The following is a 25207-nucleotide window of genomic DNA, read 5'->3' on the forward strand; positions in this document are numbered from 1 at the left end:
GGGGCGCGTTGACCGAACAGAGATCGTCGAGCGAGCCGCCGGCGCTGCCGACCGTCTGGCGGCCCCGCACTACGCGGCTCGTCGCCTACCTCACGGCGGGCGTGATCATGCTTGGCCTGATCGCGCTCGCCGCGCTGGTGGCGCCGCAGTTCAAGGCGTTCGACCGCGCCCTGATGATCGCGTTCGGGGTGCTGATCGGGTGGGTGCTGCACATGCTCGCCCGGTGCCGCGTGGCGGCCGACGAGTCGGGCCTGACGGTGGTGAACGCGTTCCGCACCCGCCGCCTGGAGTGGCCGGAGGTGCTCGGCGTGTCCATGACCGTGGGCGACCCGTGGCCGACGCTCGACCTGGCGGACGGCACGTCCATCGGCGCGATGGGCATCAACGGCGCCGAGAAGGCGCTCGCCGCCCGCCAGCTCGCCGAGCTGCGCGCCCTCCTGCGCGCCCGCGGCGAGGCGCCCGACCCGGCCTGACGACCCGCCCGCTCCTAGAGGGCGGTCAGGAGCGTGACGGTCCCGGCGGTGATGAGGGCGGCGGCCCACAGCCGGTCGAGGTTGAACCAGGCCCGGCGCAGGATCGCCAGCCCGACGACCTCGTAGACGACGACGGCGATGACGCCCGCGACGGTGAACATCGCCAGGGTGTGCACGGCGGTGACGAACACGCCCGTGGACAGCGCGCTGCCGGACGACGCCGCCAGCCCGTGGTCGTGGCCCGCCGGGGCCGTCCCCGTCGAGGTGAGCACGGGCAGCAGCATCAGCCCGGCGCCGTGCACCGACGACATCAGGAACGACCATCCGGCGAGCTGCCACAGCGAGATCCGCATGCCGACCCAGCGGAAGTGCCGCTTGGACAGCAGCCGCCACAGGCCGAACCCGACGAGGACGACGCCGCCGCCGATCGCGACGGCCTGCGTCGCGACGACCGAGCTGGTCAGCGCGATGAGGACGGCGACGGCGCCGACGGAGGCGGCGTGGCCCGCGGCGATCGCGGGAAGCGACTGCAGGACGAGCGAGCGGCTCCGCTCCTGGAAGCCGCGGGCCACCGCGAACAGCCAGCCCATGGCGGGGTTCAGCCCGTGGAACGCGCCGAGCGCCACCAGGGCGGCGAGCGACCCGTCGGTCACGGGTAGCAGTAGGAGTCCGAGGACGCGTCGCCGCCCTGCAGCCGCGTCTGGTGCGGGCGCAGGCCCCGGAAGTCGTCCCCGTTCGGGAAGAACCGCTCGTCGAAGGCGAACCCGTCCGCCGTGGAGTCGAGCTTCGCCATCCACGCGCCGACGCCGTCCGGGTAGAACTGGTCGTCCCAGGCGCCGTACAGCGAGTTGGTGACGTAGACGCGCTTGCCGTCGCGGCTGACCTCGACCATCTGCGGCCCGCCGGCGAGGCGCCGGTCGGGCGCCGCCGGGTGCGGAGTGCGGTTCACGATGCCGCCGATCCGCACCGAGCCCGCCTCGACCGGGTTGAACGGGTCGCTGACGTCGTAGCGCTTCAGCTCGCCCGTGCCCCAGCAGGAGACGTACAGCCACTGGTCGTCCACGGACAGGTCGATGTCGGTGACGAGCGGCGGCACCGCCCCGAACGGCTGGATCACCGGCGGCAGGTCGGCGGCGTCGGCGGGCTCGGCCGGGATGGTGATGACCTTCTTCGCCGCCCACGCGTCGCCGTCGCGGTGCCACACCCACACCGAGGCCGACAGGTCCTCGACGCTGACGACCACGCCCACGAACCCGTACTGCTTGGTCGGGTCGTGCGCCGGACGGAGTTCGAGCACCATCTGGTGCTCGTCCCCAAGGTCCACGGTCTGGACGTGCTTGCGCTTGCGCAGGTCGAAGAAGTTCAGCGAGTGCCCGTACTTGCGGCCGAGCAGCAGCTCGCCGACGACGCCGTCCTCGACCATCGACGGCGTGCCCCACTCCGACGACACGAGCACGTCGTGCGCGATGTGCCACCAGGCGTCGTAGGCGTAGTACTGCGGGCCGCGGTCGACCTCCCAGCGCCCGAGCACCTCGAACGAGGAGTGGTCGAGCAGGGCGATGCCGCCCGGCCCGTCCTCGCCGTTCGCGCCGCCGAGCGCCGTCAGGTAGAGGCCCTCGGGCCCGCAGTGGACGGTGTGCGGGCGCGAGTACCCGGCGCGCTTCGCCAGCTCGTCGGCCTCCAGCACCTTGACGATCTTGGGTGCGACGGGGTCGTCCTTCGTGTCGATCACATAGATCCGCGACGACCGCAGCCCCGGGACGATCAGGTACCGCCGCTCCACGTGCGGGTGCGGCGAGCCCGGGCAGAGCGCGCTGCTGCACGCGTTCCAGCCGAAGTGGTGCAGCTCGTCGCCGAGGTAGGGCAGCTCGGTCCAGCCCACCACGGAACCGTAGGAGGCGGAGCCCGGGTCGACGTCCAGCACGGCGATCGCGTCCGGTTTCTCGGCGGCCCGGTCGAACGCGGCGACGTACGCCAGCTTCTCGGCGGGCGCGGACGCGGCGTCGCGCGGCGAGGCGTAGAAGGTCGGGTCCGGCTTCCACAGTGCCATGGGGTTCCTTTCGGCCTTTCGGACGGGGTTTCAGATGAGCGTGACCGGGTGCCGTACGACGGCGCCGAACAGATAGCCGAGCGTGTTGTAGGGGACGGTCGCCGGCTGCGCCGCGCCGGTCTCGTCGGTGGCCCGGGCGAGCAGCTCGTACCGGCCGGGGCGCCGCGGGTGCCACGGGAACTCCCAGCGGACCCAGCCGCGCGGGTTCGGGTGCCGGTCGAGGGCGCGCGCGGGGCGCCACGTCCGGCCGCCGTCGTCGCTGACCTCGACGCGCCGCACCCGCCCGCCGCCCGACCAGGACCGGCCGTGCAGGACGTGCCGGCGCGCCGCCGGGAGCGTTCCGTCCCAGGGCAGCTCGAACGCGGACTTGACGTTCATGCGGGTCAGCGGGGCCGTCCCGCCCTCGGGGTAGGCGGGGCCGAACAGGCGGTAGTAGCGCGTGTTCCACGGCGAGTAGAGCGGCGCGTCCGACACCTGGATGTCGCCGAGCCACTTGATGGACGCGATGCCCACCCACGACGGCACCACCAGGCGGACGGGGTGGCCGTGGTCGGGCGGCAGCGGGGCGCCGTTCATCTCGTAGGCGAGCAGGACGTCCTTCATCGCCTTCGCGACGGGAAGGGGGCGCCGCACCCGCCCGAGGTTCTCGCCCTTGTCCACGTAGTCAGCGTCCAACCCGCGGGGCATGATGTCCACGGCCGCGCGGGTAATACCTGCGCGCCGCAGCACCGCCGACAGCCGGACGCCGCGCCACCGCGCGACGCCGACCGCCCCGAGCCTCCACGGCGTCCCCGAGACCTCCTGCCCCTGCTGGGACGCGTAGAAGCCGCGCCCGTTGCCCGTACATTCGATGAACGACGTGATGGTCTCGGAGGGGAATCCGAGGAGGTCGTCGTAGGAGAACACGATCGGACGGTCCTCGCCCGGCGACCCGGCCAGGCCGGTGCCCCACAGCTTGAGCCGCCACGTACGCGCGTCGATCAGCGGTGTGGACACGTGGTTGCGGACGAAGAAGCGGTCGACGGGCGTGAGGTCGCCGATCCCGCGCATGGCCTCCCAGCGCGTCTCGGCGTTCGTGCCGTGCTCGATGAACAGCTCCGGCGGCAGCGGCTTGACGATCCCGGTCGCGGCCGCCGTGCTGAACGCCGCCGGGGCGGCGGCCGCCGGGGCGGCGCGCAGCGCGGCGGGCAGGGCGCCGCCGAACCCCGCGGTCAGCCCGGCCCCCGCCGACAGGCGCAGCAGCCCGCGCCGGGACGGGTCGCGCACCCGCTCGTAGGTCGCCTCGTCGGTCAGGTCGGGATCGTTCCCGTCACCGGTTCGCATGGCTCCAATGCTCTGCGTCGCGACGGGTAAAGTCAACTTTCCCTACTTCTTTGCCATGCTTTTGCGCGAGGCGGGAACCGGCCGCGAAAACGCAAGGCCCGGCGGCGTTTCCGTGCCAAGCCGGGCTGAGTAGCCTGAGAGCCGTGGGGGAGACGGCGCCACCGGCCGCGGACCCGGCCGGATCGCCCGCGGCGCTCGCGGGCCTGCTCGACAGGCACGCCTACCTGTGCGACGACGGGCTCGCCACGGCGTGCTTCCTCGCCCTGCGCATGGGGCGTCCGCTGTTCCTGGAGGGCGAGGCCGGGGTCGGCAAGACCGAGCTGGCCAAAACGCTCGCGCGCGGACTCGGCGCGCCGCTGATCCGGCTCCAGTGCTACGAGGGGCTCGACGCCTCGCAGGCCCTCTACGACTGGGACTTCCCCCGCCAGCTCCTGCACCTGCGCGCCGCCGAGGCCGCGGGCGTCGCCGACGTGGCGCGGCTGGAGGGCGAGCTGTACGACCGGCGGTTCCTGCTGGCCCGCCCGCTGCTCCAGGCGCTGGAGACGTCGCCGAGCGTCCTGCTCGTCGACGAGCTCGACCGCGCCGACGACGAGTTCGAGGCGTTCCTGCTCGAAGTGCTGAGCGACTTCACGATCACCGTCCCGGAACTGGGGACGATCCGGGCGGAGCGCCCGCCGGTCGTCGTGGTCACCTCCAACCGGACCCGCGAGGTCCACGACGCGCTGAAGCGGCGCTGCCTCTACCACTGGCTGGAGCACCCGTCGTTCGACCGCGAGGTCGCGATCATCAGGCGGCGGCTGCCCGGCGCGGCCGAGCGGCTCGCCGGGCAGGTCGCCCGCGCCGCGCAGCGGATGCGCGAAGGCGGCCTGCTGAAGCCGCCCGGCGTCGCCGAGACCCTCGACTGGACGGAGGCGCTCGTCGCGCTCGGCGTCCGCGAGCTGGACCCGGCGTCCGCCGCCGTGACGCTCGGCGCCGTGCTCAAGTACCGCGAGGACCAGCAGCGCGTGCTCGGCGGCGGCCTCGACGCGCTGCTCAACGGCGGGTGAGCCGGATGCGGCGGGACGTCACCGAGACGATGGTCGGGTTCGCCCGGACGGTCCGCGCCGCGGGCGGCGCCGCCGATCCGGAGCGGGTGCAGGCGATGCTGGCCGCGCTCGACCACCTCGACGTCCTCGACCCGAACGACGTGTACTGGGCCGGGCGGCTGACCCTGTGCGCCGACCCCGACGACCTCGCCCGCTACGACCGCTGCTTCGCCGCGTACTTCTCCGGCGCGACCGTCCGGCCGGGACGCCGCCCGCCGCCCGTCGTCGTCCGGCGCATGGCGCTGCCCGACCCCGGCGCGGAGGGCGGCGAGGACGGCGACGGCGAGGTCAGGGCGGCCACGGCCAGCACGGTCGAGGTGCTCCGCGACCGCGACGTCGCGCGGCTGACGGCGGCCGAGCGCGCCGAGGTCGCGCGGCTGATCGCGGTGCTGGACGCGGGCGCCGAGCGCCGCAGGTCCCGCCGGTTCGCGCCCGCGTCCACCGGACGGCTCGACCCGGCGCGGACCGTCCGGGAGACGCTGCGGCGCGGCGGCGAGACGTCCCTGCTGCGCCGGCGCGCGCACCGCACGCGCCCGCGCCGCGTCGTCCTGATCGTCGACGTCAGCGGGTCGATGAGCCCCTACGCCGACGCGCTGCTGCGGTTCGCGCACGCCGCCGCCCGCTCCGGCGGGCGCGGCGTCGAGGTGTTCAGCGTCGGCACGCGGCTGACCCGGCTGACCCGCGAGCTGCGGCACCGCGACCCGGACGCGGCGATGGCGGCGGCGTCGGCGGCCGTCCCGGACTGGAGCGGCGGCACCCGGCTCGGCGAGGAGCTGAAGGAGTTCCTCGACCGGTTCGGGCAGCGCGGCCTCGCCCGCGGCGCGGTCGTCGTGATCGCCTCGGACGGCTGGGAGCGCGGCGACGCGGCCCTGCTCGGCGAGCAGACGGCCCGGCTGCGGCGGCTCGCGCACCGGGTGGTGTGGGCGAACCCGCACAAGGCGCGGCCCGGGTACGAGCCGCTCACGGCGGGGATGGCGGCGGCGCTGCCGCACGTGGACGACTTCACGTCCGGGCACAGCCTCGCCGCGCTGGAGGAGCTGGCCCGCCTCGTCGCCGGAGGCCGGGACGCCGGGAAGGGGAGGAGCGCAGATGCGTGACGTGCTGGACGACATCGCCGCCTGGTACGCGGCGGGGGAGACGTTCGGGCTCGCGACCGTCGTGAACACCTTCCGCAGCGCGCCGCGCCCGCCCGGCGCGGCGATGGCGGTGTCGGCGGGCGGCGAGGTCGCGGGCAGCGTGTCCGGCGGCTGCGTGGAGGGCGCCGTCTACGACCTGGCGCAGGAGGTGCTGGCGAGCGGGCGGCCCGTCGTCCAGCGGTACGGGGTGAGCGACGACGACGCGTTCGCCGTCGGGCTGACCTGCGGCGGCATCCTGGACGTGCTGGTCGAGCCGGTCGGCCCCGCGACGTTCCCGGAGTTCGCCGAGGTCGCCGCCGCGATCGAGGCGCGCGAGCCGGTCGCCGTCGCGACCGTCGTCGCCGGGCCGGGCGCGGTCGGCGCCCGCCGGGTGGTGTGGGCCGACCGCGCGTCCGGGTCGCTCGCCCCCGGCGAGCCGCACGCCGCCCGCCTGGACGCCGCCGTCGACGACGACGCGCGCGGCATGCTCGCCCAGGGCCTCACCGGCCAGCGGCACTACGGCCGGGAGGGGGAGCGGCGGCTGGACGAGCTGGCCGTCTTCGTCCACTCCTTCGCGCCGCCGCCCCGGCTGCTCGTGTTCGGCGCGATCGACTTCGCCGCCGCCGTCGCCCGGATCGGCAAGTTCCTCGGCTACCACGTGACGGTGTGCGACGCGCGCCCGGTGTTCGCGACGCCGAAGCGGTTCCCGGACGCCGACGAGGTCGTGGTCAAGTGGCCGCACAAGTTCCTGGAGGAGGCGGGCGGCGGCGTCGACGGGCGGACGGCGATCTGCGTCCTCACCCACGACCCGAAGTTCGACGTCCCGCTGCTGGAGGTGGCGCTGCGGACGGGCGCCGGGTACGTCGGCGCGATGGGGTCGCGGCGCACCCACGACGACCGGCTCGCCCGGCTCCGCGAGGCGGGGCTGACCGAGGCGGAGCTGTCCCGGCTGCGCTCGCCGATCGGGCTGGACCTCGGCGCCCGGACGCCGGAGGAGACCGCCGTGTCGATCGCGGCGGAGCTCGTCCAGCTCCGCTGGGGCGGCTCGGGACGGCCGCTCACCGACACCAGCGGCCGCATCCACGCCGACGCTCCCTGAGGGGACTACCCTCGCGGGGATGACGGTGCGCGTGGATTCCCCGGCGGGCCTGCTGCTCGCCGCGGGCGAGGGCAGTCGGCTCGGACGGCCGAAGGCCGCGCTCGAACTGGACGGCGAGCGGCTCGTCGACCGCGGCGTCCGGATGCTGCGGGACGCGGGCTGCTCCCCGGTCCTCGTGGTGACCGGGGCGGAGCCGATCGAGGTGATCGGGGCGGTCGTCGTCCCGAACGCGGACTGGCGGGACGGCATGGGCTCCTCGCTGCGCGCCGGGCTCGCCGCGCTGCCGCCCGGCTGCCCCGCCGTCGCGATCGCGCTGGTCGACCAGCCCCGCGTCACCGCCGAGGCGGTGCGGCGGCTGCTCGCCGCGCGCGAGGCGGGCGCGTCGATCGCGGTGGCGTCCTACGGGGGAGCGCCGCGCAACCCCGTCGTGCTGGGGGCCGAGCACTTCGCCGCCGTGGCGGAGGCGGCGGTCGGGGACGTCGGGGCGCGCGGGTTCCTGCGCGCCCACCCGGAGCTGGTCACGGCCGTCCCGTGCGACGACGTCGCCGCGCCCGACGACATCGACACGCCCGAGGACCTCGCCGCGTTCACCCGCCGCCCGAACGGGCGGCGGTGACGGCGCGCTCGTAGGTGAGCAGCGTGTCGACGAACATCCTCCGCTGCGCCGGGGTCAGCGGCTCCAGCGCGGTCCGCCAGGCTCCGGCGCCCTGACCGAGCCACCCGTTGATCGCGGGCAGGTGCTCGGCGGCGACGCTGACGATGGTGCGGCGCCGGTCGGCCGGGTCCTCGCGGCGCTCCAGGATGCCCTGGCGGCTGAGGTCGCCGACCATCAGCGACACCGTCGCGGGCGCCACCTCCAGCCGCCCGGCCAGCGCGTTCACGGTCATCGGGCCGTCGAACAGCAGGTAGGCGAGCAGCGACAGGTGGCGCGGCGCGAGGTCGAAGGACGACAGCTCCGCCGGGACCTTGATCCGCTTGGCGGCCGACACCAGGCGCGGCATCAGCAGCAGCATCGTGCGGACGCCGTCGTCGACGTCCGGTCCGGCGCTCTCCTCGGTTGACATGGCTCCGCGTCCAAAATAGCTTTGTTTTCTTAAAGGCTTTGCTTGTAAAGCAAAGTGATCCGATCGCGTCCAGGATAGGAGACCCCGCATGGCCGGACCCGGTGAGTCGGACCTGCTCGTCCTCGTCAGCACGGGCCGCAGGAGCGGACGGCGGCACCGCACGGAGCTCGCGTACCTCGCGGACGGGGACCGCCTGGCGGTCTTCGCGTCCAACGCGGGGAGCCCGCGGAACCCCGACTGGTACCAGAACGTGCGCGCCGACCCGCGCGTGGTCGTGGAGGCGGGCGGCGAGACCTTCGACGGCGTCGCGTTCCCGGTCGAGGGGGCCGAGCGGGACGAGCTGTTCGCCCGCCAGGCCGCCCGCCACCCCGCGTACTCCGAGTACCAGCGGATGACCGACCGCGTCATCCCGGTCGTGGAGATCCACCGCGGGTTCCTCGACGGGCGCGCCTGGGCCCTCGGGGAGGAGCTGGTGAAGATCCACGACGGCCTGCGCGCGGACCTCGCCGCCCTGCGCGCCGGCGTCCGGGACTTCCGGCGCGGCGACGCCCCCGGCCTCGCCGCCCAGTTGAGGGAGCACTGCGTCTCGGTGTGCGACGTCCTCGGGGCGCACCACGACAACGAGGAGGGGCGCGCGTTCCCCCGGCTGGAGCGCGAGTTCCCCGGCCTCGCCCCCGTCCTCGGCAGGCTGCGGCGCGAGCACGCCGTCGTCACCGCGAACCGGCGCGGGCTGGAGAAGCTCCTCGACGACCCGGCCTCGGCCGACCTCGCCCACGCCGGGGTGGAGCTCGACCGGATGGCCGCCGAGCTGGACGCGCACTTCGCCTACGAGGAGGAGCAGCTCCGCGCCCTCCTCAACGCCGTCGGCCCGCGCTGGCGGCCGAGCCACCGGCCGGGCGACGGCCCCGCGAACGGGCAGGGGGACGGCTAGGACGCGGGCAGGACGCTCTCGTCCAGCGCGCCGCAGTCGACCGCGCGGCGCAGCCGGGCCGTCAGCGCCCGGATGGTGGCGGGCTCGTCCAGGACGCCGCCCACGCCGCCCGCCGCCTGCTCGTGCCACGCCCGGACCCGTCCGATCACGTCGTCCACCCCGGACAGGTGGAAGGCGTACACGGCGGCGTACCGGCTCGGCAGGTGCGCGGGGTGCAGGTCCCAGCCCTGGTAGAAGCCGTGCCGCAGCGAGTGCCTGACGTGCGCGGCGTGCGTCGCCCACGTCGCGTTGACCTCGTCGGGGCCGTCGTTGCGCGGGATGACGTTGGTGGAGCCGTCCGACAGCCGGACGCCGGTGCCCGCGAACGACACCTGCATGACGTGCCGGGCGAAGTCGCAGGCCGGGTGGTCGAGCCGCTGCTCGTGCGGCGGCAGCCCGAGCGCGGCCGTGTAGTCGAACACGCCGAAGTGGGCGGCGGTGAGGCGGCCCGCGGCGGCCTCGGCGACGGCGCGCAGCGCGACGCGGCCGTCGCCGTCGAACAGCGCCTCGGGCGTCTCGACCTGCACCTCGAACCGCAGGATCCCGGACGGCAGCCCGAGCGCGGTCTCCAGCCGGTCGAGGTACTCGGCGAACAGCGCGACGTGCTCGGCCGCGACCACCTTCGGGAACGTGATGGTGAACCCGCCGGGCAGCCGCCCGAGCCGGTCGCGCAGCGCGGTGAGGAAGCCGTCGAGCGTCCGCATCGCGCGCTCGTGGCCGCCGTCGGCGAACGACTTGACCCGCACGCCCCAGTAGTGGGGGAGGCCCTTCACCTGGTACGCGGCGGCGACGGCCTCGACGACCTGCGCGATGTGGCCGTCCTCCTCGGCGTCGGGGCGGACGCCGTAGCCGTCCTCGAAGTCGATCCGCACGTCCTCGACCGGCTCGGAGGAGAGCTTCGCCGCGACCCGCTCGCGGACCGGCCCGGCGATCTCCGGGTCCAGCCCGAACGCCGCGCCGAACGACCCCGCGCCCGGCGTGTGCGTGTTCAGCAGCCGCAGCGCCTCCGCGCCGAAGTCGGCGGGCGTCGACCGGGAGAACCGGTCGGCCGGGACGTACACCGTGTGCACCGGCTGCCGGCCCTCGGCGCCGCCGGGGAAGCGCTCGCCGTGCTCGTCGCGGACGGCGGCGATGCGCGCGGACAGGTCGTCGAACGAGGAGACGCTGAAGTTCACCCGGATATGATCCCCCACGCCGTGCCTGCTAGGGAACCTGTTCCCCGCCCCTCCGCCCGTCCTCGGCGCCCTGGATCCCGAAGGCTCCGGTGAACTCGTCGCCCGGCCGCAGGCTCCGCACGCCCTCGCCGGTCGCGAACGCGTTCGGCGGGCACGTCATCGGCTCGACGCCGAGGCCACAGCGCGGGTCGGGGGCGTCGTCGCCGGTGTAGATCTCGATCCAGGGGTGCGCCTCGTCGACCCAGAGCCGGGCCGTCCGCCCGGCGCCGGACAGGACCACCCATGCCCGGCCCTCGCCGTCCCGGTTCAGCTCGGCGTAGGCGTTGTCGATCCGGCGGCCGTCGAGCAGCGGGCCGGTGCGCAGGTCGTACAGGGTGCCGGTCACGTCCTCGGACGGCCCGGACGGGATCTTCCGGTCGTCCACCGGGAGGTAGCGGTCGGCGAGGAGCGTCACCGCGCAGCCGTCGATCGGCTCGCCGACCGTGAGGTAGGGGTGCGCGCCGTGCCCGTACGGCGCCGTCACCGGGCCGGTGTTGCGGGCGGTGACCCGGACGGTCAGGCCGTCCGCCGCGTCCAGGGTGTACTCCGCCTCCAGGTCCAGCCGGAACGGGTACCCGGCCGACCCGAGCAGTCGGTACGCCAGCCGCACCCGGTCCGGGTCGTGCTCGGCCGCCCGCCACGGCGCCCAGCGGACGAGCCCGTGCAGCGCGCAGTCCCGCTCCGGCTCGGACACGTCGAGCTGGTGCGCCGCGCCCGCGAACTCGTACCGGCCCCGGTCCACCCGGTTCGGCCACGGGATCAGGAGCTGCCCGTACGCGGCCGGGGCGGGCTCGTCCGCGCCGTGCGGCAGGACCACCGGCCGCCCCTCGTGGGTCAGTTCCCGCAGGGCCGCGCCCGCCTCGGTGACGACGGCCTGGTAGGGCCCCGCGCTCAGCGCGTACTGCTCCCCGGTGATCGCTCCGCTCATGCCCTGCCCCCGTGGGGGGCGACCCCCCACACCCCCCGGTTCGCTCCGCTCATGCCCTGCTCCCGTGGGGGGGCGACCCCCCACACCCCCCGGTTCGCTCCGCTCATGCCCTGCTCCCGTGGGGGGGCGACCCCCCACACCCCCCGGTTCGCTCCGCTCATGATGGGGGCGCTACCCAGCGCAAACGCGGTTACGCGGTCTCCGCGAGCGCGTGCAGCGCGGCGGTGAACACGTTCGCCGGGGGCTCGACGAGACCGGCGCCGACCTGGCCCGTGCCGGGCTCGCGTCCCGCGATGCCGGTGTCGATGACGGGCAGGATCCCGGTGCGGACGACGCGCGTCACGTCCACGCCCACCGGGGTGCCGCGGAACGACAGCAGCGGGATCTGCAGCACCGGGTGCTCGGCGAGGGTGATCTCGTACATCCGCTGGGTGGCGGCGAGCGCGTCCGGCACCTCGCCGCCGACGAACCGGACGATCGCGGGCGCGGCGGCCAGCGCGAACCCGCCCATCCCGGCCGTCTCGGTGATCGCCGAGTCGCCGATGTCGGGGTTGGCGTCGGCCGGGCCGTAGCCGCCGAGGTAGAGGCCGTCCGGGACGCCCGCCGGGCCGGTGAACCAGCGGTCGCCCGTCCCGGACACCTGGACGCCGAAGTCGGTCCCGTTCCGCGCCATCGCCACGACCAGGCTGGAGCCCGGCACGTTCCGGGCCGCGTCCGCGCACGCCTTCGCCGCCGCCATGCCCGCGTTCAGGAAGAAGTGGTCGTTGCCCGCCGCGAACTTCAGCGCCTCGGCGGCGCGTGCGCGCGGCACGTCCTCGGCGGCGAGCAGCGCGGGCGCCAGCTCGCGCAGCAGCAGCGACGTCGCCGCGCGGTTCCGGTTGTGCAGCTCGTCGCCCATCTGGAGGGCCTGCGCGGCGACCGCCATCAGGTCGAGCGGGCCGCGCCGCCGGACCGCCGCCCGCAGCGCCGGGCCGAGCACCTCGCCCATCCAGGTCAGCCGCTCGATCACCTCCGGGCCGAACGCCCCGTACCGCAGGACCTTGCCCAGGCCCTCGTTCAGCGAGCAGTAGGCGGTGCCGCCGTGCTCGGCGTCCTCGACCACCAGCATCCACATGGACGGGCTGACGACCCCCGCCATCGGACCCACCGCCGCGTGCCGGTGGCACGGCTCCAGCACGGCCGCGCCGCGCCCGAGCTCGCGCTCCGCGCCGCGCGGCGTCTCGGCGATCCCTTCGAGCAGCATCGCGCCGATCAGCGCGCCGCGCATCGGGCCGGACGCCCGCTCCCACTCCAACGGCGGGCCCGCGTGCAGGAACGTGCCGGTGTCGAGGCCGAGGACGTCCCGCGCCGGGCGGACGTCCACGAGGTGCGGGCGGGCGGTCACCATCCGCTTCACCGCGCGGGCGTTGGCGTCCGCGTGCCGGGGGTCGCCGAGCACGGCGGCGAGCGCGGCCTCCGTCCCGGCGGGCGGCGGCCGCCAGTCGACCCGCTCCACCGGGACGGCCTGCTCGGCGAGGGCGTCCGCGAGCACCCCCACCCCGGCGGTCACCACGGCGGGGTCGCGGGAGAGCAGGCCGCCGAGCCTGTGCCGCTGGTCGGTCATCCGGCCCTCCCCTCCACCGGCGCGCCGTCGAGCAGGGCGAGGGCGTGCCGGGTCGCCTGGGCGTTGGAGGCGAACACGTCCGCGCCCGCCTCGCACAGCGCCGCCGCCTGCCGGTCGCGGCCCTGCGGGTCGGCGGGCGTCCCGCACAGCGACACGACGACGGCCGGCCCGGGACGGTCCGCGACCGCCGCCGCGACCGCCGGGGCGAGCGCGGCGGCCGGGTCGGGCTCGGCACCGTGGCCGAGCACCACGTCCAGCAGCAGGACGGCGCATCCGGGGTCGGCCGCCTCCTCCCGCAGCGCCGTGAGCCGCAGCGACGGGTCGATCATCGGGTGGGCGCGGCCGCGGGTGTAGGCGTCGTCGCCGAAGTCGGTGAACCGGTGGCCGCGGGCCGCGAGGTCCCAGCCGAGGGCGTCCCGGGCGATCGCCTCCGCCTCGTCGCGGAGCGTCCCGCCGACGAACAGACCGCGCAGCGACGATCCCCGCGCGGGCCCCGGGCGCCGGGGCGGGAGCCAGCGCGGCCACTCCGGGACCGTCCGGCCGAGCGCCTTCAGCACCTTCTCCGCCGCGCGGGTCAGGTCGTCCTCGCCGGGGACGGGCAGCGCGAACGACACCGGCGTGTCGAGCCGCCGCGCCGCCTCCCGGATCAGGTCCGCGACCTGCGGCGCGGGCGGCTTGGACACGAGGACGATCAGCTCGGTGCCGGGGTCGGCGTCCAGGGCCGCGAGCGCGGACAGCGCGGACCGCCCGCTCACCTCCGGCGACAGGTCCCGGCCGCCGACGCCGAGGACGTGGCTCACGCCCACGCCGGCCGCGTCGAGCAGGCACATGAGCTGCTGCGCGCCCGTCCCGGACGCGGCGACGACCCCGACCGGGCCGGGGCGCACCGCGTTCGCGAAGCCGAGGCCCGCGCCGCCGATCACCGCCGTCCCGCAGTCCGGGCCCATCACGATCAGGCCGCGCCGCGCCGCCGCCTCCTTCAGCGCGATCTCCTGGGCGAGCGGCACGTTGTCGCTGAAGACCATCACGTTGAGGCCCGCGTCGAGCGCGTCCATGGCCTCGGGGAACACGTGCGGGCCCGGCACCGACACGAGCGCGACGGTCGCGTCCGCGCGCCGCGCCGCCGAGCCGGTCGTCCGGGGCGGCGCCGCCGTGCCGGGGGCGGCGGGGGCGGCGGACGTCTCGCTCAGCAGGCCGTCGAGCGCCTCGCGCACCCCGTCCAGCGCCCCGTCCAGGTCCCCGTCCCGGACCCGGACGGCCACCACCAGGTCGTCGGGGCCCGCGCCGTCCGGGACGTCGAAGCCCATCCGCGCGAACATCTCCCGGTTGAGCCCGGTGCCCATCGCGACCATCGCGGCGGCCACATCCGGCCGCTCGGACAGCGCCCGGCTCACCCGCATCAGCGTCACCGAGTCGTGGTAGCTCCCCCGCCGCACCTCGACCCAGTCGTCGCTCATGCCGCCCTCCGGCGGGGGGCGACGCCCCGCGCCCTCCGGTCCGCTCCGCTCATGCGGTCACCCTGGGGGCGTTCTGCACCACCGCAGGGGAGACGAGGGCGAGGGCGGCGCGGCAGCCCGCGAGGACGCCGTGCGCCAGGTCGGCGCCGGAGGTGTGCCCGACCGCGAGCAGCCGCCGGACGGCCGCCCCCGGCGGCTCGTGCCCGGCGACGCAGCGCAGCACGGCCGCGACCTCCGCGCCCGCGCCGCCCGCCGCCGCGCAGTGCAGCAGCGTCGCGGCGAGCGCGGTCGTGCGGGTGCCCGCGTCCGCGGTGACGGCCGCGCCGAGCCAGTCGGCCAGCCATACGCCCGTTCTGCAATGTCTGACGGCGCCGCCGACCAGGCGCAGCGACACGAGCAGGCCGCACAGGATGTCGTCGCCGCTCGGCGTGAGGCCGGGGCCGAGGCCGACGATCCGCTCCGCCGCCTCCACCGCGCCCGCGAGGTCGCCCGCGGCGCAGCACGCGGCGAGGACGTCCGGGTCGGGGTGGCCGGACAGGCCGCCGCCCGTCATGCCCGCGTCGGCGAACGCGGCCTCCAGCGTCCGGACGCCGTGCCCGAGCGCGGCGGGCTGCAGCACCCCGAGCGCCGGCGCCGGGTCCCACCAGCGGCGGACCCGGACCTGCAGCGGACCGGCCTCCACCCGCCCGTCGCCCACCCACGCCTCGGCGCCCTCCCGGACCGACCGGAACGGCTGCTCGCGGCGCGTCGCGACGACCACCACCGAGTTCGGCAGCCGGTGCGCGTCCGACGCGACGACGGCGAGCACGCGCGGCTCGGGCCCGCCCCGCATCTCCACGTACAGCGCGGAGGGGAACACGGCGATGACCCGCCCGGCCCGGCGCGGCGGGTCGAGCAGCGGACGCAGCGCGAGGCTCGCGGCCCCGGCCGCGGGCGGCCGCCCGCCGCCCGACCTGGCCGGACTCTGGTGCGGGGACGTCCCCCCGCGCGCCCCCGGACGGACCGGAAGCGGGATCGGGTCGCGGACGACGGCAGTCACGGATCCTCCCGAGACCGGTGTCGGCTGCCGTCCGGCGCACGGGCGGCCCGGCCTCTGCGGAGACCGTAGAACGGGCTCCGCACCGGACGTATGGGGAAAGCTGCCAAGGATGGTTGTCATCGTTCGTCTTTGTTGTCAGTGTTGATCAGGAACCGGTAGCGATCACGCCAAAACGGGCGATGTACGCACCAAAAGGCGAGGTGACCCCTGGCATGAGTTACACCACCGCGGACCCGGGCCCACCGGCCCTCAGGCTCGCAAGCACCGGAACACTGACCTACGGCCTCTCGGTCGGGGAGGTCCTCGGCGTCAGCACCCTGAACGGCGCCCGCCTCATCGCCGGCCGGGCCGGGCTGGAGCGCGTCGTCCAGCGGCTCAACGTGATGGAGGTCCCCGACATCCTGTCGTGGGTGAAGCCGAACGAACTGCTCCTGACCACCGGCTACCCCCTCCGCAACACGCCCCAGTCGCTCGACAACCTGGTCGCCGACCTGGACGAGCGCGGGCTCGCGGCCCTCGCCATCAAGCTCGGCCGCTACCTCGACTCGCTCCCCGCCGAGATGATCGCGCAGGCCGACCGCCGCGGCTTCCCCCTGATCCTGCTCCCGAACGACGTCGGCTTCGACGACATCCTGAACCAGGTCCTGACCGACATCCTGAACCGGCAGGCGTCCGTGCTCGCCCGCACCGAGGAGGTGCACCGCGCGCTCGTGCAGATCGTCCTGTGCGGCGGCGGGCTCCAGGAGGTCGTGGACGAGGTCGCGACCCTCCTCGACGTCGCCGTCGTCGTCCTGGACGGCGAGCAGCGCGTCCTCGCGGGCGCGGGCCCGGACGAGCACGTCCAGGCGATGCGCGCGTTCGACGCCGGACGGCACGCCGCGTGCGGCCGGGGCGGCTGCGGCATCATCGGCGCGCACGGCACCGGCGACCACCTGGTCGTCCCCGTGATGGCGGGCGGCTTCGACCACGGCCGGATCATCGCCTTCAGCCCCGGCGGCACGCTGCGCGGCACCGACCTCGGCATCCTGGAGCGGGCCGCGACCGTCGCCGCGCTCGTGGTGACGAAGCAGCAGGCCGTCGCCGCCGTAGAGAGCAAGTACCGCGCCGACTTCCTGCGCGACATCCTCGCCGGGCGGGCGGGCGACGACGACCGGGTCGTCGCGCACTGCGACGGGTTCGGCTGGGACCTCGACCGTCCCGTCATGGTGATCGTCGCCGAGCTGGACGGCCGCCCGCGCGGCGGCGGCCCCGCCGCCGAGCCGGACGCCAAGAACCGCGCGAAGCCGCCCGACCCGGACGCGGCGCGCGGCGGGCGCGGCGCCGAGGAGCGCTCCGCGCAGGAGCGGCTCGCCGCCGCCTGGACGACGGCCGTCCGCCGGCACGACCGGGGCGCGGCCGTCGCGAGCTTCGCGCACGAGGTCGTCGCGGTGGTCGGCGCGGAGGGCGACGACCCCGCCGAGCTGACCGCGGGGCCGGTGCAGGCGATGCTGAAGGAGGCGTCGTCGATCTTCGCCGAGCACCTGCCGGTGCGGCGGACGTTCTCCACCGGCGTCAGCCGGACGGTGACGTCCCCGGCCGCGCTGCCCGAGGCGTACGAGCAGGCCGTGAAGGCCGTGCGGGTCGGGCGGCAGCTCAACGGCACCGGCGCGCGGGCGCACTTCGACCAGCTCGGCGTGTACCGGCTGCTGAGCCTCGTGTCCGACCCGGAGGAGCTGCACGCCTTCGTCCGGGAGACGCTCGGCGACCTCGCCGCCGACGACGAGCCGGAGCTGGTCGACCTGCGCCGCACCCTCCAGGTGCTGCTGGAGACCAACCTCAACGTCGCCGAGACGGCCCGCAGGCTCCACTTCCACTACAACACGCTCCGCTACCGCATCGGGAAGCTGGAACGGATGCTCGGCGCGTTCACCGAGGACGCGCATCTCCGGCTCAACCTCACCCTCGCCCTTCACGTGCTGCGCATGCGCGGTATCTGAGCGTGGCACCGAGGGTAGTGTCACCGTCACGGCGCTCCCAGGGGGGCGCGCCGGGCGCGCCTCCCGCGTCTCACACGGGCCGGTCCTCCCAATCCTGGAGGCGGGCTTTGGCAACAGTCGCCGATGCCCGTCCACCTGGGTAGATCTACCTTGCCCGCAGGCCCGCGCCGGGTGGGGCGGGCCGGGTGAGCAGGGCGGCTGGGCGGGAGGCCCGATGATGATCGGCTGGAGGCTGCACGGCGACGGGCGCACCCCGCCGCCGGGCGAGGTGGTCGGACCGGACGAGCGGCTGTCGTGGCCGCGCACCGCGGGCATCGGCGCGCAGCACGTGGTGGCGATGTTCGGCGCGACCTTCGTGTTCCCGGTCGTGATGGGCCTCGACCCGAACCTGGCGATCATGATGTCCGGGGTCGCGACGCTGCTGTTCCTGCTGATCGTCGGCGGCCGGGTGCCGAGCTACCTCGGCACCAGCGCGTCGTTCGTCGGCGCGGTCGCGGCGATCCGCGCGGCGGGCGGCGACAGCGCCACCGTGACCGGCGCGATCCTCGTCGCGGGCGCGGTGCTCGCGCTCGTCGGCGTGCTGATCCACTTCGCGGGCGGGGAGGTCGTCCACCGGGTGTTCCCGCCGGTCGTGACCGGCGCGGTCGTGATGCTGATCGGCTTCAACCTGGCGCCGGTCGTCGCGAACGTGTACTGGCCGCAGGACCAGTGGGTCGCGCTCGCGACGCTCGGGTTCGCGGTGTTCTGCACGGTGCTGCTGCGCGGCTTCTGGGCCCGGATCGCGGTGCTGCTCGCCCTCGTCTTCGGCTACCTGCTCTCGTGGCTTCTCGACAACACGGCGGGCAAGGTCACTTCCGTGCTGCCGGGGCAGAACCTCCTGGACGCGTCCGGCAAGGCCTGCCACGCCGAGGGCCCGTACTGCGTCGCGACGGCGTTCCCGCACGACCGCGTCAGCGTCGCGGGCGTGAAGGCCGCCGACTGGTTCGGGTTCCCGGGCCTGCACGCGCCCGACTTCAAGACCTCGGCGATCCTGCTGGCGCTGCCCCCGGTGATCGCGCTCATCGCGGAGAACACCGGGCACGTGAAGGCGGTCGCCGCGATGACCGGCGCGGACCTCGACCCGGTCCTCGGCCGCGCCGTCGCCGCGGACGGCGTCGGCACCGCGCTCGCCGCCGCCGTCGGCGGCTCGCCCACCACCACCTACGCCGAGAACATCGGCGTCATGGCCGCCACCCGGATCTACTCGACGGCCGCCTACCTGGTCGCCGCCGGCGTCGCGATCCTGTTCGGGCTGTGCCCGAAGTTCGGCGCGCTCGTCGCGGCGACGCCGGGCGGGGTGCTCGGCGGGATCACCGTCGTCCTGTACGGGATGATCGGGCTGCTCGGCGCGAAGATCTGGATCGAGAACCGGGTCGACTTCGCCGACCCCGTCAACCTCGTCCCGGTCGCGGCCGGGATCGTCCTCGCGATCGGGGACGTCACCCTGAAGATCACCGACGACTTCCCGCTGCAGGGCATCGCGCTCGGCACCATCGCCGTCCTCCTCGGGTACCACGTGCTGAACGCGGTGCGCGGGCCGGACGGCTCGGGCGGCGGCGTGATCGCGCCCGGCGAGCGGGAGATCGGTGGACCGGTCCGCCCCTCGGGCGCGTCCGGGGCCGGCGCGGGCTGACGGGAGGACGCGATGAAGCCGCCGCCGTTCGGGTACCACGCCCCGCGCACCGTGGCCGAGGCGCTCGACGCGCTCGCCGCGGCGCCGTCGGGGAAGGTGCTCGCGGGCGGGCAGAGCCTCGTCCCGCTGCTGAACATGCGGCTGGCCGCGCCGTCCGACCTGGTGGACGTCAACCGGATCGCCGAGCTCGACACGCTGCGCGCCGGGGCCGACGGCGTCCGCGTCGGCGCGCTCGCCCGGCACGCGCGGGTGGAGCGGTCGGCGGAGGCGGCGGCCGCGCAGCCGCTGCTCGGGCAGGCGCTCCGGCACGTCGCGCACCCGGTGATCCGCAACCGGGGCACGGTCGTCGGGAGCCTCGCGCACGCCGACCCGGCCGCCGAGCTGCCCGCCGTGCTGGCCGTCCTCGGCGGGACGGTCGAGGCCGCGTCCGTCCGGGGGAGGCGGACGATCCCGGCGGCGGAGCTGTTCGCCGGGCCGCTCGAGTCCTCGCTCGACCCCGGCGAGCTGGCGGTCTCCGCGTTCTTCCCGGCCCTGCCGCCCCGCACCGGCACCGCGTTCTTCGAGACGGCGCGGCGGCACGGCGACTACGCGCTCGCGGGCGTCGCCGCCGTCGTCACGCTCGACGAGGACCTGCGCGTCTCCGCCGCCCGCGCCGGGTACCTGGGCGTGTCCGCGACGCCGCTCGTCCTGGACCTGGCCGGGGCGGCCGGGCCGGGCGGCGACTGGGCGGCGGCCGCCGCGCACGTCCGCGAGCGCGTCGACCCGGAGGCCGACATCCACGCGGGCGCCGCCTACCGGCGCCACCTGACCGGCGTGCTCACCGAGCGCGCCTGCGCGGCGGCGGCGGACGCCGCGCGGCGGAAGGCGGGGGAGTGATGGAGGAGCGGTTCGAGGTGGAGCTGACCGTCAACGGGGCGCCGCGCACGGCGAGCGTCCCGGCGCGGCGGCTGCTGTCGGACTTCCTCCGGCACGACCTCGGCCTCACCGGCACGCACGTCGGCTGCGAGCACGGCGTCTGCGGGTGCTGCACCGTCCTGCTGGACGGCGACCCGGTGCGCTCGTGCCTGATGCTCGCCGTCACCGCCGCCGGGCACGAGGTCACCACCGTCGAGGGGCTCGCCGCGCCGGACGGGACGCCGTCCCCGGTGCAGCGCGCGTTCCGCGAGTGCCACGGCCTCCAGTGCGGGTTCTGCACGCCGGGGTTCCTCTGCACGGTCACGGCGCTGCTGCGGGAGAACCCGCGGCCGAGCCGGGACCAGGTGCTCGAAGGGATCTCCGGCAACCTGTGCCGCTGCACCGGGTACCAGAACATCGTGGCGTCGGTGCACCGCGCCGCCGACCTGCTCAGCGAGTCGGCCGAACCAGGGGAGTGACCGATGGGGACGCGCGTGTTCGGCGAGCCGGTCCGGCGCCGCGAGGACGGCCGGTTCCTCACCGGCCGGGGCCGCTTCCTCGACGACCTCGGCCGCGGCGCGCTCGCCGCCGCGTTCGTCCGGTCGCCGCACGCGCACGCCCGGATCACCGACGTCGACGTGTCCGGCGCGCTCGACGTCGACGGGCTCGTCGCGATCTACACGTGGGAGGACCTGCCCGGCCGGGTCGGGGACCCGCTGCCGCTGCTCATCCCGCACCCGGCGCTGACGCACGGCCGGACCGGGCACCCGCTGGCGCGGGACGTCGTCCGGCACGTCGGCGAGCCCGTCGCGATGGTCGTCGCCCAGGACCGCTACCTGGCCGAGGACGCCGCCGAGCGCGTCCGCGTCGAGTACGAGCCGCTGCCGCCCGTCGTCGGGATCGAGGCGGCGGCGCGGGCCGAGCACCTCGTCCACGACGACGTGCCGGGCAACGTCGGGGCGGTGCTGGTCCAGGAGACCGGGGACGCGGCCGCCGCGATCGACGCCGCGCCGCACGCGCTGGAGTTCCGGCTGTCGATCGAGCGGAGCGCGTCCACCCCGCTGGAGGGGCGCGGCGTCTACGCGCGGTGGGACGCCGACGACGGGTCGCTGCGCGTGTACTCGTCCACGCAGACGTCGACCAGCGTGCGGGCGGCGATCGCGGCGCGGCTCGGACTGCCGAACGGCAAGGTCGAGGTGGTCGCGCCGGACGTCGGCGGCGGGTTCGGCGTGAAGATCGTCCACCCGTGGCCGGAGGAGGTGCTCGTCCCGTGGGCGGCGCGGCTGCTCGGCCGCGAGCTGAAGTGGACCGAGGACCGCCGCGAGCATTTCGTGTCCGCCGCGCACGAGCGCGGGCAGATACAGGACGTGCGGGTCGGGTTCGACGACGCCGGCCGCGTCCTCGGCCTCGACGTGAAGATCCTGCACGACCACGGCGCGTACACCCCGTACGGGATCATCATCCCGATCGTCACGTCCACCCAGCTCCTCGGCCCGTACAAGATCGGCGCGTACCGGGCGGAGGTGACGAGCCTCTACACGAACACGCTGATCGTCACCCCGTACCGGGGCGCGGGACGCCCCCAGGGCGTCTACTGCATGGAGCGGACGATGGACCGCATCGCCCGCCACCTCGGCCTCGACCGCGCCGACGTCCGCGCCGCGAACCTCATCCAGCCCGACGAGTTCCCCTACGACCAGGGCCTCCTCTTCCAGGACGGCCGCCCGCTGATCTACGACTCGGGCGACTACCCGGAGCTGCTCCGCAAGGCCCGCGAGCTGATCGGCTGGGACGGCTTCGCCGCCGAGCGCGCCGCCGCCGCGGCCCGGGGGCGGCGGCTCGGCATCGGCCTCGGCCTGTACGTGGAGGGCACCGGCGTCGGCCCCTACGAGGGCGGGCACGTCGAGATCGATACGGCCGGGCGGGTGCACGTCTCGACCGGGCTGACCTCGCAGGGCCAGGGCCACGAGACGGCGTTCGCGCAGATCGCCGCCGCCGAGCTCGGCGTCCCGCTGGAGGACGTCCACGTCACGACGGGCGACACGCGCCGGTTCGGGTACGCGGTCGGGACGTTCGCGTCCCGCGCCGCCGTGATGAGCGGCAACGCGATCGCGCTGGCCTGCCGGAAGGTGCGGGAGAAGGCGCTGCGGATCGCGGCGGACGCGCTGGAGGCCGACCCGCGCGACCTCGACGTCACCGACGGGGTCGTGCACGTGCGGGGCGACCTGTCGGCGTCCGTCCCGCTGCGGACGGTGGCGGTGCTGTCGAACCCGCTGCGGTACGCGTTCGACGAGGAGGCCGCGGCGGCGACGCAGTTCGCGGTGGGGCGCCCGGCGACCGAGCCGCCCGTCCCGTCCGGGGAGGAGCCCGGCCTGGAGGGACGCGAGTACTACTCGCCCGTCCGGTGCACGTTCGCGTCCGGCGCGCACGCCGCGATCGTGGAGGTCGACCCGGACACGTCGGAGATCGCGATCCTGCGGTACGCGGTCGTCCACGACTGCGGGCGGCTCATCAACCCGATGGTCGTCGAGGGGCAGATCCACGGCGGCGTCGCGCAGGGCGTCGGCGGCGCGCTGTACGAGCGGATGGCCTACGACGAGTCCGGCCAGCTCCTGAACGCGTCGTTCATGGACTTCCTCATGCCGTACGCGACGGAGGTCCCGCGGATCGAGACGGGGCACCTGGAGACGCCGTCGCCGCTGAACCCGCTCGGGATCAAGGGGGCGGGGGAGGCGGGCGTCATCCCGGTGTCGGCGGTGCTCGCGTCGGCGGTGGAGGACGCGGCGGGCGTCCGCGTGGACGCGATGCCGATCTCCCCGGACGACCTCCACACGCTGCGGCTGCGGGCGGCCGCCGACCCGTCGTTCCGCGTCCGCGAGGGCGCCCGGGTGACGTGAGCGCCGGTTGGGAGAGGCTGGCGGGGTCGGCTCGGGTTTGCGGGGGACCTCAACCCCGCCAGCGTGTTGACCCTAGTCAAGGCCGCCGAGGGGGTCCGCGCTAACCGGGATTCCTCCGGGAAGGTCGGCTTTCGGTCGCCCGCCCCGCCGGTTCACCCGTGCGCGGGCGTCTCGGGGGCGTTCCCGCCGAGCGACTTCGGCAGGTAGTTCTGCACGGCGGCCGGACGGAACCCGGCCTGCCTGATCCAGCCGAGGATCATCTCCAGCTCCTGCGCGAGGCCCTTGCGGTAGTGCATGAGGATGATGTCGCCGGGCTTGAACCCCTTGCCGCCGTCGCCGCGCGCGAAGCCGTTGAACCCGACCCCCGGGCCGGACGTCCCGTTGTAGAACTCCGCCGACCAGATCAGGATCGACTTGATGCCGCACTCCTTGGCGACCTGCCGGGTCGTCGGGTTGAAGGCGCCGAACGGCGGCCGGAACACCTCGGGACGCCGCCCGTACTGCTTCGCGATCTCGTCGGAGGCGTCGCAGATCTGCTTCTTCTGCGCCTCCGGGCTGAGCGTCGGCATGTTCGGGTGGCTGACGGTGTGGTTCTCCATGGGCGACCCGGCGTTGCGCATCGCCCAGAAGTACTGCCCCTGCCCCTTGATATACGTCGAGGTCAGGAAGGTCATGATCGGGACCTTCTGCGTGCGCACCAGGTTCACGAACTGCGAGTCGTACTCGTAGCCGTCGTCGATGGTGAGGAAGACGACGCGCTCCTGCGTCTCGATGTGGTCGATGACCGGCGGGAGGCCGTCGCTGGACGGCTTCGGCATCGTCCACGTGCCGGGCTTCGGCGTCGCCCACTGCTGGTCGCCGAGGACGGACGCGAGCCGCGCCCGCGTCGACGGCCCCGAGCTCCCCGCCTGCGCGGTGACGATGGGCCAGCCGCCCGCGACCACGCCGACGAGCGCGGCGGCGAGGATGGTGATCAGGGGCGCTTTCCCGGGCATCGGCCGCGTGCTCCGTTCGGTCGAGGGGTTTCGTTCCGGTCGTTCAGGTTCCGCATCGGTTGACGCGCCGTTCGCGGGGAGGGTTCGCGGGACGGCGCGACTCGCCCGACATATCTGACCATTTCCCGCGCGGAAGCGAGCGCATCTGCCCAATCCTCGGCGTGTACTCGGCAGATGTTGCCGTTCGGCCCCGCCGTGCCGTTCCCTACAGTCGGGACATGCAGCTCACCGGCAGTGCCACCGTCGCCGCGCCGCTCGCCCGAGTCTGGGACGCGCTCCAGGACCCGGCCGTCCTGGCGCGGACGATCCCCGGCTGCCGGTCCCTGGAGGAGACCGGCCCCGGCGCCTACCGCATGACCGTCTCGGCGGGCGTCGCCTCGATCCGCGGGACCTACGCGGGCCGCGTCGAGCTCGCCGACCCCGACCCGCCGCGCTCGTTCGTGCTGCGGGCGTGGGGGCAGGGCGCGCCGGGGACGGTGGACGCGACGGTCCGCGTCCGGCTCACCGGGGACGGCGACGCCGCGACCCGGATCGACTACGACGCCGACGCGGTCGTCGGCGGCATGGTCGGCGGCGTCGGCCAGCGGATGCTCGGCACCGTCGCGAAGCGGACGGCGGGCGAGTTCTTCGCCGCCGTCGAACGCGACATCGCCGCGCCGCCCGAACCCGCCGCCGAACCCGCCGCCGTCCCCGCCGTCTCAGCGGGGGCGGCGGCCGCCCCGGTGTATCCCGGACGCGCCGCGGCCACGCCGGAGCGGGTCGCTCCGGCGTGGCCGATGGCGGTCGCGTTCGGGACGGGCGGCGCCGTCGCGCTCGCGGGCGTGGCGCTCGGCTACCTGCTCGGCCGCCGCGCGCTCAGTTCACCGAGGCTCAGTTCACCGCGACGAGGTCGACGACGAAGATGAGCGTCTCGCCGGGCTTGATCGCCGGGCTCGGGCTGCGGTCGCCGTAGGCGAGGTGCGGCGGGATGACGAGCTTGCGCCGCCCGCCGACCTTCATGCCGACGATGCCCATGTCCCAGCCCTTGATGACGCGGCCGCCGCCGAGCGGGAAGTCGAACGTCGAGCCGCGGTTCCAGGACGCGTCGAACTCCTCGCCGGTCGACCAGGACACGCCGACGTAGTGCATCGAGACGTTCGCGCCCTTGGTGGCCTCGGGCCCGTCGCCCTCGGTGATGTCGGTGATGTCGAGGTACGAGGGGGGCTGTCCCTCGGGGAAGTCGATCTCGGGGCGTTCCAGCGCCATGGACGGGCTCCAGCGTTCGGGTCGGATTGGGAAGTGCTCAGCCTAGCCCCAGCGGCCGCGCACGAAAGTACGCCGGGCGCGTTGGCAGGTTGCGACGGTTCCGCAGGT

23 protein-coding genes are annotated in these 25207 nt (G+C 75.2%); 12 read left to right on the plus strand and 11 right to left on the minus strand.

All coding sequences use genetic code 11. The features are described from left to right. The first annotated feature begins 8 nt into the window (after positions 1-8). Positions 9-473 (plus strand): PH domain-containing protein, encoded by a 465-nt coding sequence (locus ACH01S_RS03190; RefSeq protein ID WP_067885084.1) that lies wholly within the window; start codon positions 9-11, stop codon positions 471-473. A 14-nt stretch (positions 474-487) separates the two neighbouring features. Here the strand turns inward: ACH01S_RS03190 and ACH01S_RS03195 are convergent, their stop codons facing one another. Genes ACH01S_RS03195 through ACH01S_RS03205 form a run of 3 tightly spaced genes read right to left on the minus strand, consistent with a single transcriptional unit; the run spans position 488 to position 3846 of the window. Continuing rightward, complete coding sequence (locus tag ACH01S_RS03195; protein ID WP_067885086.1) at positions 488-1126, minus strand: hypothetical protein; 639 nt, start codon at positions 1124-1126, stop codon at positions 488-490. After that, on the minus strand, positions 1123-2523 hold the full coding sequence (locus tag ACH01S_RS03200) for a selenium-binding family protein (RefSeq protein WP_067885088.1): 1401 nt from the start codon (positions 2521-2523) through the stop codon (positions 1123-1125). The genes ACH01S_RS03195 and ACH01S_RS03200 overlap by 4 nt, the downstream gene beginning before the upstream one ends. A gap of 30 nt (positions 2524-2553) precedes the next feature. Then, positions 2554-3846, minus strand: coding sequence for a sulfite oxidase (locus ACH01S_RS03205; protein WP_067885090.1), 1293 nt, complete (start codon positions 3844-3846; stop codon positions 2554-2556). 143 nt (positions 3847-3989) lie between these two features. Here ACH01S_RS03205 and ACH01S_RS03210 point away from each other — a divergent pair, with 143 nt between their 5' ends. The 4 genes from ACH01S_RS03210 to ACH01S_RS03225 are packed head-to-tail and all read left to right on the plus strand — an operon-like array spanning position 3990 to position 7761. After that, positions 3990-4892 carry an AAA family ATPase gene (locus ACH01S_RS03210; RefSeq protein WP_067885092.1) on the plus strand — a complete coding sequence of 301 codons (903 nt, stop codon included), beginning with the start codon at positions 3990-3992 and terminating at the stop codon, positions 4890-4892. Positions 4893-4897: 5 nt separating this feature from the next. Then, positions 4898-6028: a vWA domain-containing protein gene (locus ACH01S_RS03215; RefSeq protein ID WP_067885094.1), complete on the plus strand. Its 1131-nt coding sequence runs from the start codon at positions 4898-4900 to the stop codon at positions 6026-6028. After that, a complete protein-coding gene (locus tag ACH01S_RS03220; protein WP_067885095.1) occupies positions 6021-7145 on the plus strand; it encodes an XdhC family protein in 1125 nt (374 codons plus the stop codon). Before ACH01S_RS03215 ends, ACH01S_RS03220 begins: the two co-directional genes overlap by 8 nt. Positions 7146-7164: 19 nt before the next feature. Beyond that, complete coding sequence (locus ACH01S_RS03225; RefSeq protein ID WP_067885098.1) at positions 7165-7761, plus strand: nucleotidyltransferase family protein; 597 nt, start codon at positions 7165-7167, stop codon at positions 7759-7761. On the opposite strand, the gene ACH01S_RS03230 is transcribed toward ACH01S_RS03225, so the two are convergent. Then, positions 7733-8209 carry a MarR family winged helix-turn-helix transcriptional regulator gene (locus tag ACH01S_RS03230; protein WP_067885100.1) on the minus strand — a complete coding sequence of 159 codons (477 nt, stop codon included), beginning with the start codon at positions 8207-8209 and terminating at the stop codon, positions 7733-7735. The genes ACH01S_RS03225 and ACH01S_RS03230 overlap by 29 nt on opposite strands. 88 nt (positions 8210-8297) lie before the next feature. Here ACH01S_RS03230 and ACH01S_RS03235 point away from each other — a divergent pair, with 88 nt between their 5' ends. Continuing rightward, a complete protein-coding gene (locus ACH01S_RS03235) occupies positions 8298-9140 on the plus strand; it encodes a nitroreductase/quinone reductase family protein (protein ID WP_067885102.1) in 843 nt (280 codons plus the stop codon). Here the strand turns inward: ACH01S_RS03235 and ACH01S_RS03240 are convergent. The 5 genes from ACH01S_RS03240 to ACH01S_RS03260 form a co-directional block, all read right to left on the minus strand. Continuing rightward, positions 9137-10354: a DUF6986 family protein gene (locus tag ACH01S_RS03240; protein WP_067885104.1), complete on the minus strand. Its 1218-nt coding sequence runs from the start codon at positions 10352-10354 to the stop codon at positions 9137-9139. The genes ACH01S_RS03235 and ACH01S_RS03240 overlap by 4 nt on opposite strands. 28 nt (positions 10355-10382) lie before the next feature. Continuing rightward, on the minus strand, positions 10383-11321 hold the full coding sequence (locus ACH01S_RS03245; RefSeq protein WP_067885106.1) for an aldose 1-epimerase family protein: 939 nt from the start codon (positions 11319-11321) through the stop codon (positions 10383-10385). 190 nt (positions 11322-11511) lie between these two features. Beyond that, the gene (locus tag ACH01S_RS03250; RefSeq protein ID WP_067885108.1) at positions 11512-12924 is read right to left on the minus strand and encodes a YlbE family protein; all 1413 of its coding nucleotides are present in this window, start codon (positions 12922-12924) and stop codon (positions 11512-11514) included. Further along, positions 12921-14381: an AllF/FdrA family protein gene (locus ACH01S_RS03255; RefSeq protein ID WP_067885110.1), complete on the minus strand. Its 1461-nt coding sequence runs from the start codon at positions 14379-14381 to the stop codon at positions 12921-12923. Before ACH01S_RS03255 ends, ACH01S_RS03250 begins: the two co-directional genes overlap by 4 nt. A 49-nt stretch (positions 14382-14430) precedes the next feature. Then, the gene (locus ACH01S_RS03260; protein ID WP_067885112.1) at positions 14431-15420 is read right to left on the minus strand and encodes an oxamate carbamoyltransferase subunit AllH family protein; all 990 of its coding nucleotides are present in this window, start codon (positions 15418-15420) and stop codon (positions 14431-14433) included. A 212-nt stretch (positions 15421-15632) separates the two neighbouring features. Here ACH01S_RS03260 and ACH01S_RS03265 point away from each other — a divergent pair, with 212 nt between their 5' ends. The 5 genes from ACH01S_RS03265 to cutA all read left to right on the plus strand — a co-directional run bounded on the left by ACH01S_RS03265 (position 15633) and on the right by cutA (position 22859). Further along, a complete protein-coding gene (locus ACH01S_RS03265; protein WP_067885114.1) occupies positions 15633-17396 on the plus strand; it encodes a PucR family transcriptional regulator in 1764 nt (587 codons plus the stop codon). Positions 17397-17610: 214 nt separating this feature from the next. Then, positions 17611-19068 carry a uracil-xanthine permease family protein gene (locus tag ACH01S_RS03270; protein ID WP_067885116.1) on the plus strand — a complete coding sequence of 486 codons (1458 nt, stop codon included), beginning with the start codon at positions 17611-17613 and terminating at the stop codon, positions 19066-19068. 12 nt (positions 19069-19080) lie between these two features. After that, positions 19081-19944: an FAD binding domain-containing protein gene (locus ACH01S_RS03275; protein ID WP_067885117.1), complete on the plus strand. Its 864-nt coding sequence runs from the start codon at positions 19081-19083 to the stop codon at positions 19942-19944. Then, positions 19944-20441, plus strand: a complete 498-nt coding sequence (locus ACH01S_RS03280; protein ID WP_067885119.1) for a (2Fe-2S)-binding protein — start codon at positions 19944-19946, stop codon at positions 20439-20441. The genes ACH01S_RS03275 and ACH01S_RS03280 overlap by 1 nt, the downstream gene beginning before the upstream one ends. Before the next feature lie 3 nt (positions 20442-20444). Then, positions 20445-22859, plus strand: a complete 2415-nt coding sequence (cutA, locus tag ACH01S_RS03285) for an aerobic carbon-monoxide dehydrogenase large subunit (protein WP_067885121.1) — start codon at positions 20445-20447, stop codon at positions 22857-22859. A gap of 152 nt (positions 22860-23011) precedes the next feature. Here the strand turns inward: cutA and ACH01S_RS03290 are convergent, their stop codons facing one another. Further along, positions 23012-23854: a polysaccharide deacetylase family protein gene (locus ACH01S_RS03290; RefSeq protein WP_067885123.1), complete on the minus strand. Its 843-nt coding sequence runs from the start codon at positions 23852-23854 to the stop codon at positions 23012-23014. A gap of 218 nt (positions 23855-24072) precedes the next feature. Here ACH01S_RS03290 and ACH01S_RS03295 point away from each other — a divergent pair, with 218 nt between their 5' ends. Beyond that, the gene (locus ACH01S_RS03295) at positions 24073-24759 is read left to right on the plus strand and encodes an SRPBCC family protein (protein ID WP_067885125.1); all 687 of its coding nucleotides are present in this window, start codon (positions 24073-24075) and stop codon (positions 24757-24759) included. Here ACH01S_RS03295 and ACH01S_RS03300 read toward each other — a convergent pair. Beyond that, positions 24725-25099 carry an FKBP-type peptidyl-prolyl cis-trans isomerase gene (locus tag ACH01S_RS03300; protein WP_067885127.1) on the minus strand — a complete coding sequence of 125 codons (375 nt, stop codon included), beginning with the start codon at positions 25097-25099 and terminating at the stop codon, positions 24725-24727. The genes ACH01S_RS03295 and ACH01S_RS03300 overlap by 35 nt on opposite strands. Positions 25100-25207: the final 108 nt, after the last annotated feature.

This window comes from Actinomadura chibensis NBRC 106107, from assembly GCF_001552135.1.
GTDB lineage: Bacteria > Actinomycetota > Actinomycetes > Streptosporangiales > Streptosporangiaceae > Spirillospora > Spirillospora chibensis.

Excerpts from the sequence above, each read along its gene's own strand:
- ACH01S_RS03265 (WP_067885114.1), top strand. The coding sequence starts at position 15,633 with ATGAGTTACACCACCGCGGACCCGGGCCCACCGGCCCTCAGGCTCGCA.
- cutA (WP_067885121.1), top strand. The coding sequence starts at position 20,445 with ATGGGGACGCGCGTGTTCGGCGAGCCGGTCCGGCGCCGCGAGGACGGC.
- ACH01S_RS03280 (WP_067885119.1), top strand. The coding sequence starts at position 19,944 with ATGGAGGAGCGGTTCGAGGTGGAGCTGACCGTCAACGGGGCGCCGCGC.
- ACH01S_RS03245 (WP_067885106.1), bottom strand. The coding sequence starts at position 11,321 with ATGAGCGGAGCGATCACCGGGGAGCAGTACGCGCTGAGCGCGGGGCCC.
- ACH01S_RS03290 (WP_067885123.1), bottom strand. The coding sequence starts at position 23,854 with ATGCCCGGGAAAGCGCCCCTGATCACCATCCTCGCCGCCGCGCTCGTC.
- ACH01S_RS03235 (WP_067885102.1), top strand. The coding sequence starts at position 8,298 with ATGGCCGGACCCGGTGAGTCGGACCTGCTCGTCCTCGTCAGCACGGGC.
- ACH01S_RS03300 (WP_067885127.1), bottom strand. The coding sequence starts at position 25,099 with ATGGCGCTGGAACGCCCCGAGATCGACTTCCCCGAGGGACAGCCCCCC.
- ACH01S_RS03250 (WP_067885108.1), bottom strand. The coding sequence starts at position 12,924 with ATGACCGACCAGCGGCACAGGCTCGGCGGCCTGCTCTCCCGCGACCCC.
- ACH01S_RS03200 (WP_067885088.1), bottom strand. The coding sequence starts at position 2,523 with ATGGCACTGTGGAAGCCGGACCCGACCTTCTACGCCTCGCCGCGCGAC.
- ACH01S_RS03270 (WP_067885116.1), top strand. The coding sequence starts at position 17,611 with ATGATGATCGGCTGGAGGCTGCACGGCGACGGGCGCACCCCGCCGCCG.
- ACH01S_RS03255 (WP_067885110.1), bottom strand. The coding sequence starts at position 14,381 with ATGAGCGACGACTGGGTCGAGGTGCGGCGGGGGAGCTACCACGACTCG.
- ACH01S_RS03215 (WP_067885094.1), top strand. The coding sequence starts at position 4,898 with ATGCGGCGGGACGTCACCGAGACGATGGTCGGGTTCGCCCGGACGGTC.
- ACH01S_RS03220 (WP_067885095.1), top strand. The coding sequence starts at position 6,021 with ATGCGTGACGTGCTGGACGACATCGCCGCCTGGTACGCGGCGGGGGAG.
- ACH01S_RS03275 (WP_067885117.1), top strand. The coding sequence starts at position 19,081 with ATGAAGCCGCCGCCGTTCGGGTACCACGCCCCGCGCACCGTGGCCGAG.
- ACH01S_RS03225 (WP_067885098.1), top strand. The coding sequence starts at position 7,165 with ATGACGGTGCGCGTGGATTCCCCGGCGGGCCTGCTGCTCGCCGCGGGC.
- ACH01S_RS03295 (WP_067885125.1), top strand. The coding sequence starts at position 24,073 with ATGCAGCTCACCGGCAGTGCCACCGTCGCCGCGCCGCTCGCCCGAGTC.
- ACH01S_RS03230 (WP_067885100.1), bottom strand. The coding sequence starts at position 8,209 with ATGTCAACCGAGGAGAGCGCCGGACCGGACGTCGACGACGGCGTCCGC.
- ACH01S_RS03205 (WP_067885090.1), bottom strand. The coding sequence starts at position 3,846 with ATGCGAACCGGTGACGGGAACGATCCCGACCTGACCGACGAGGCGACC.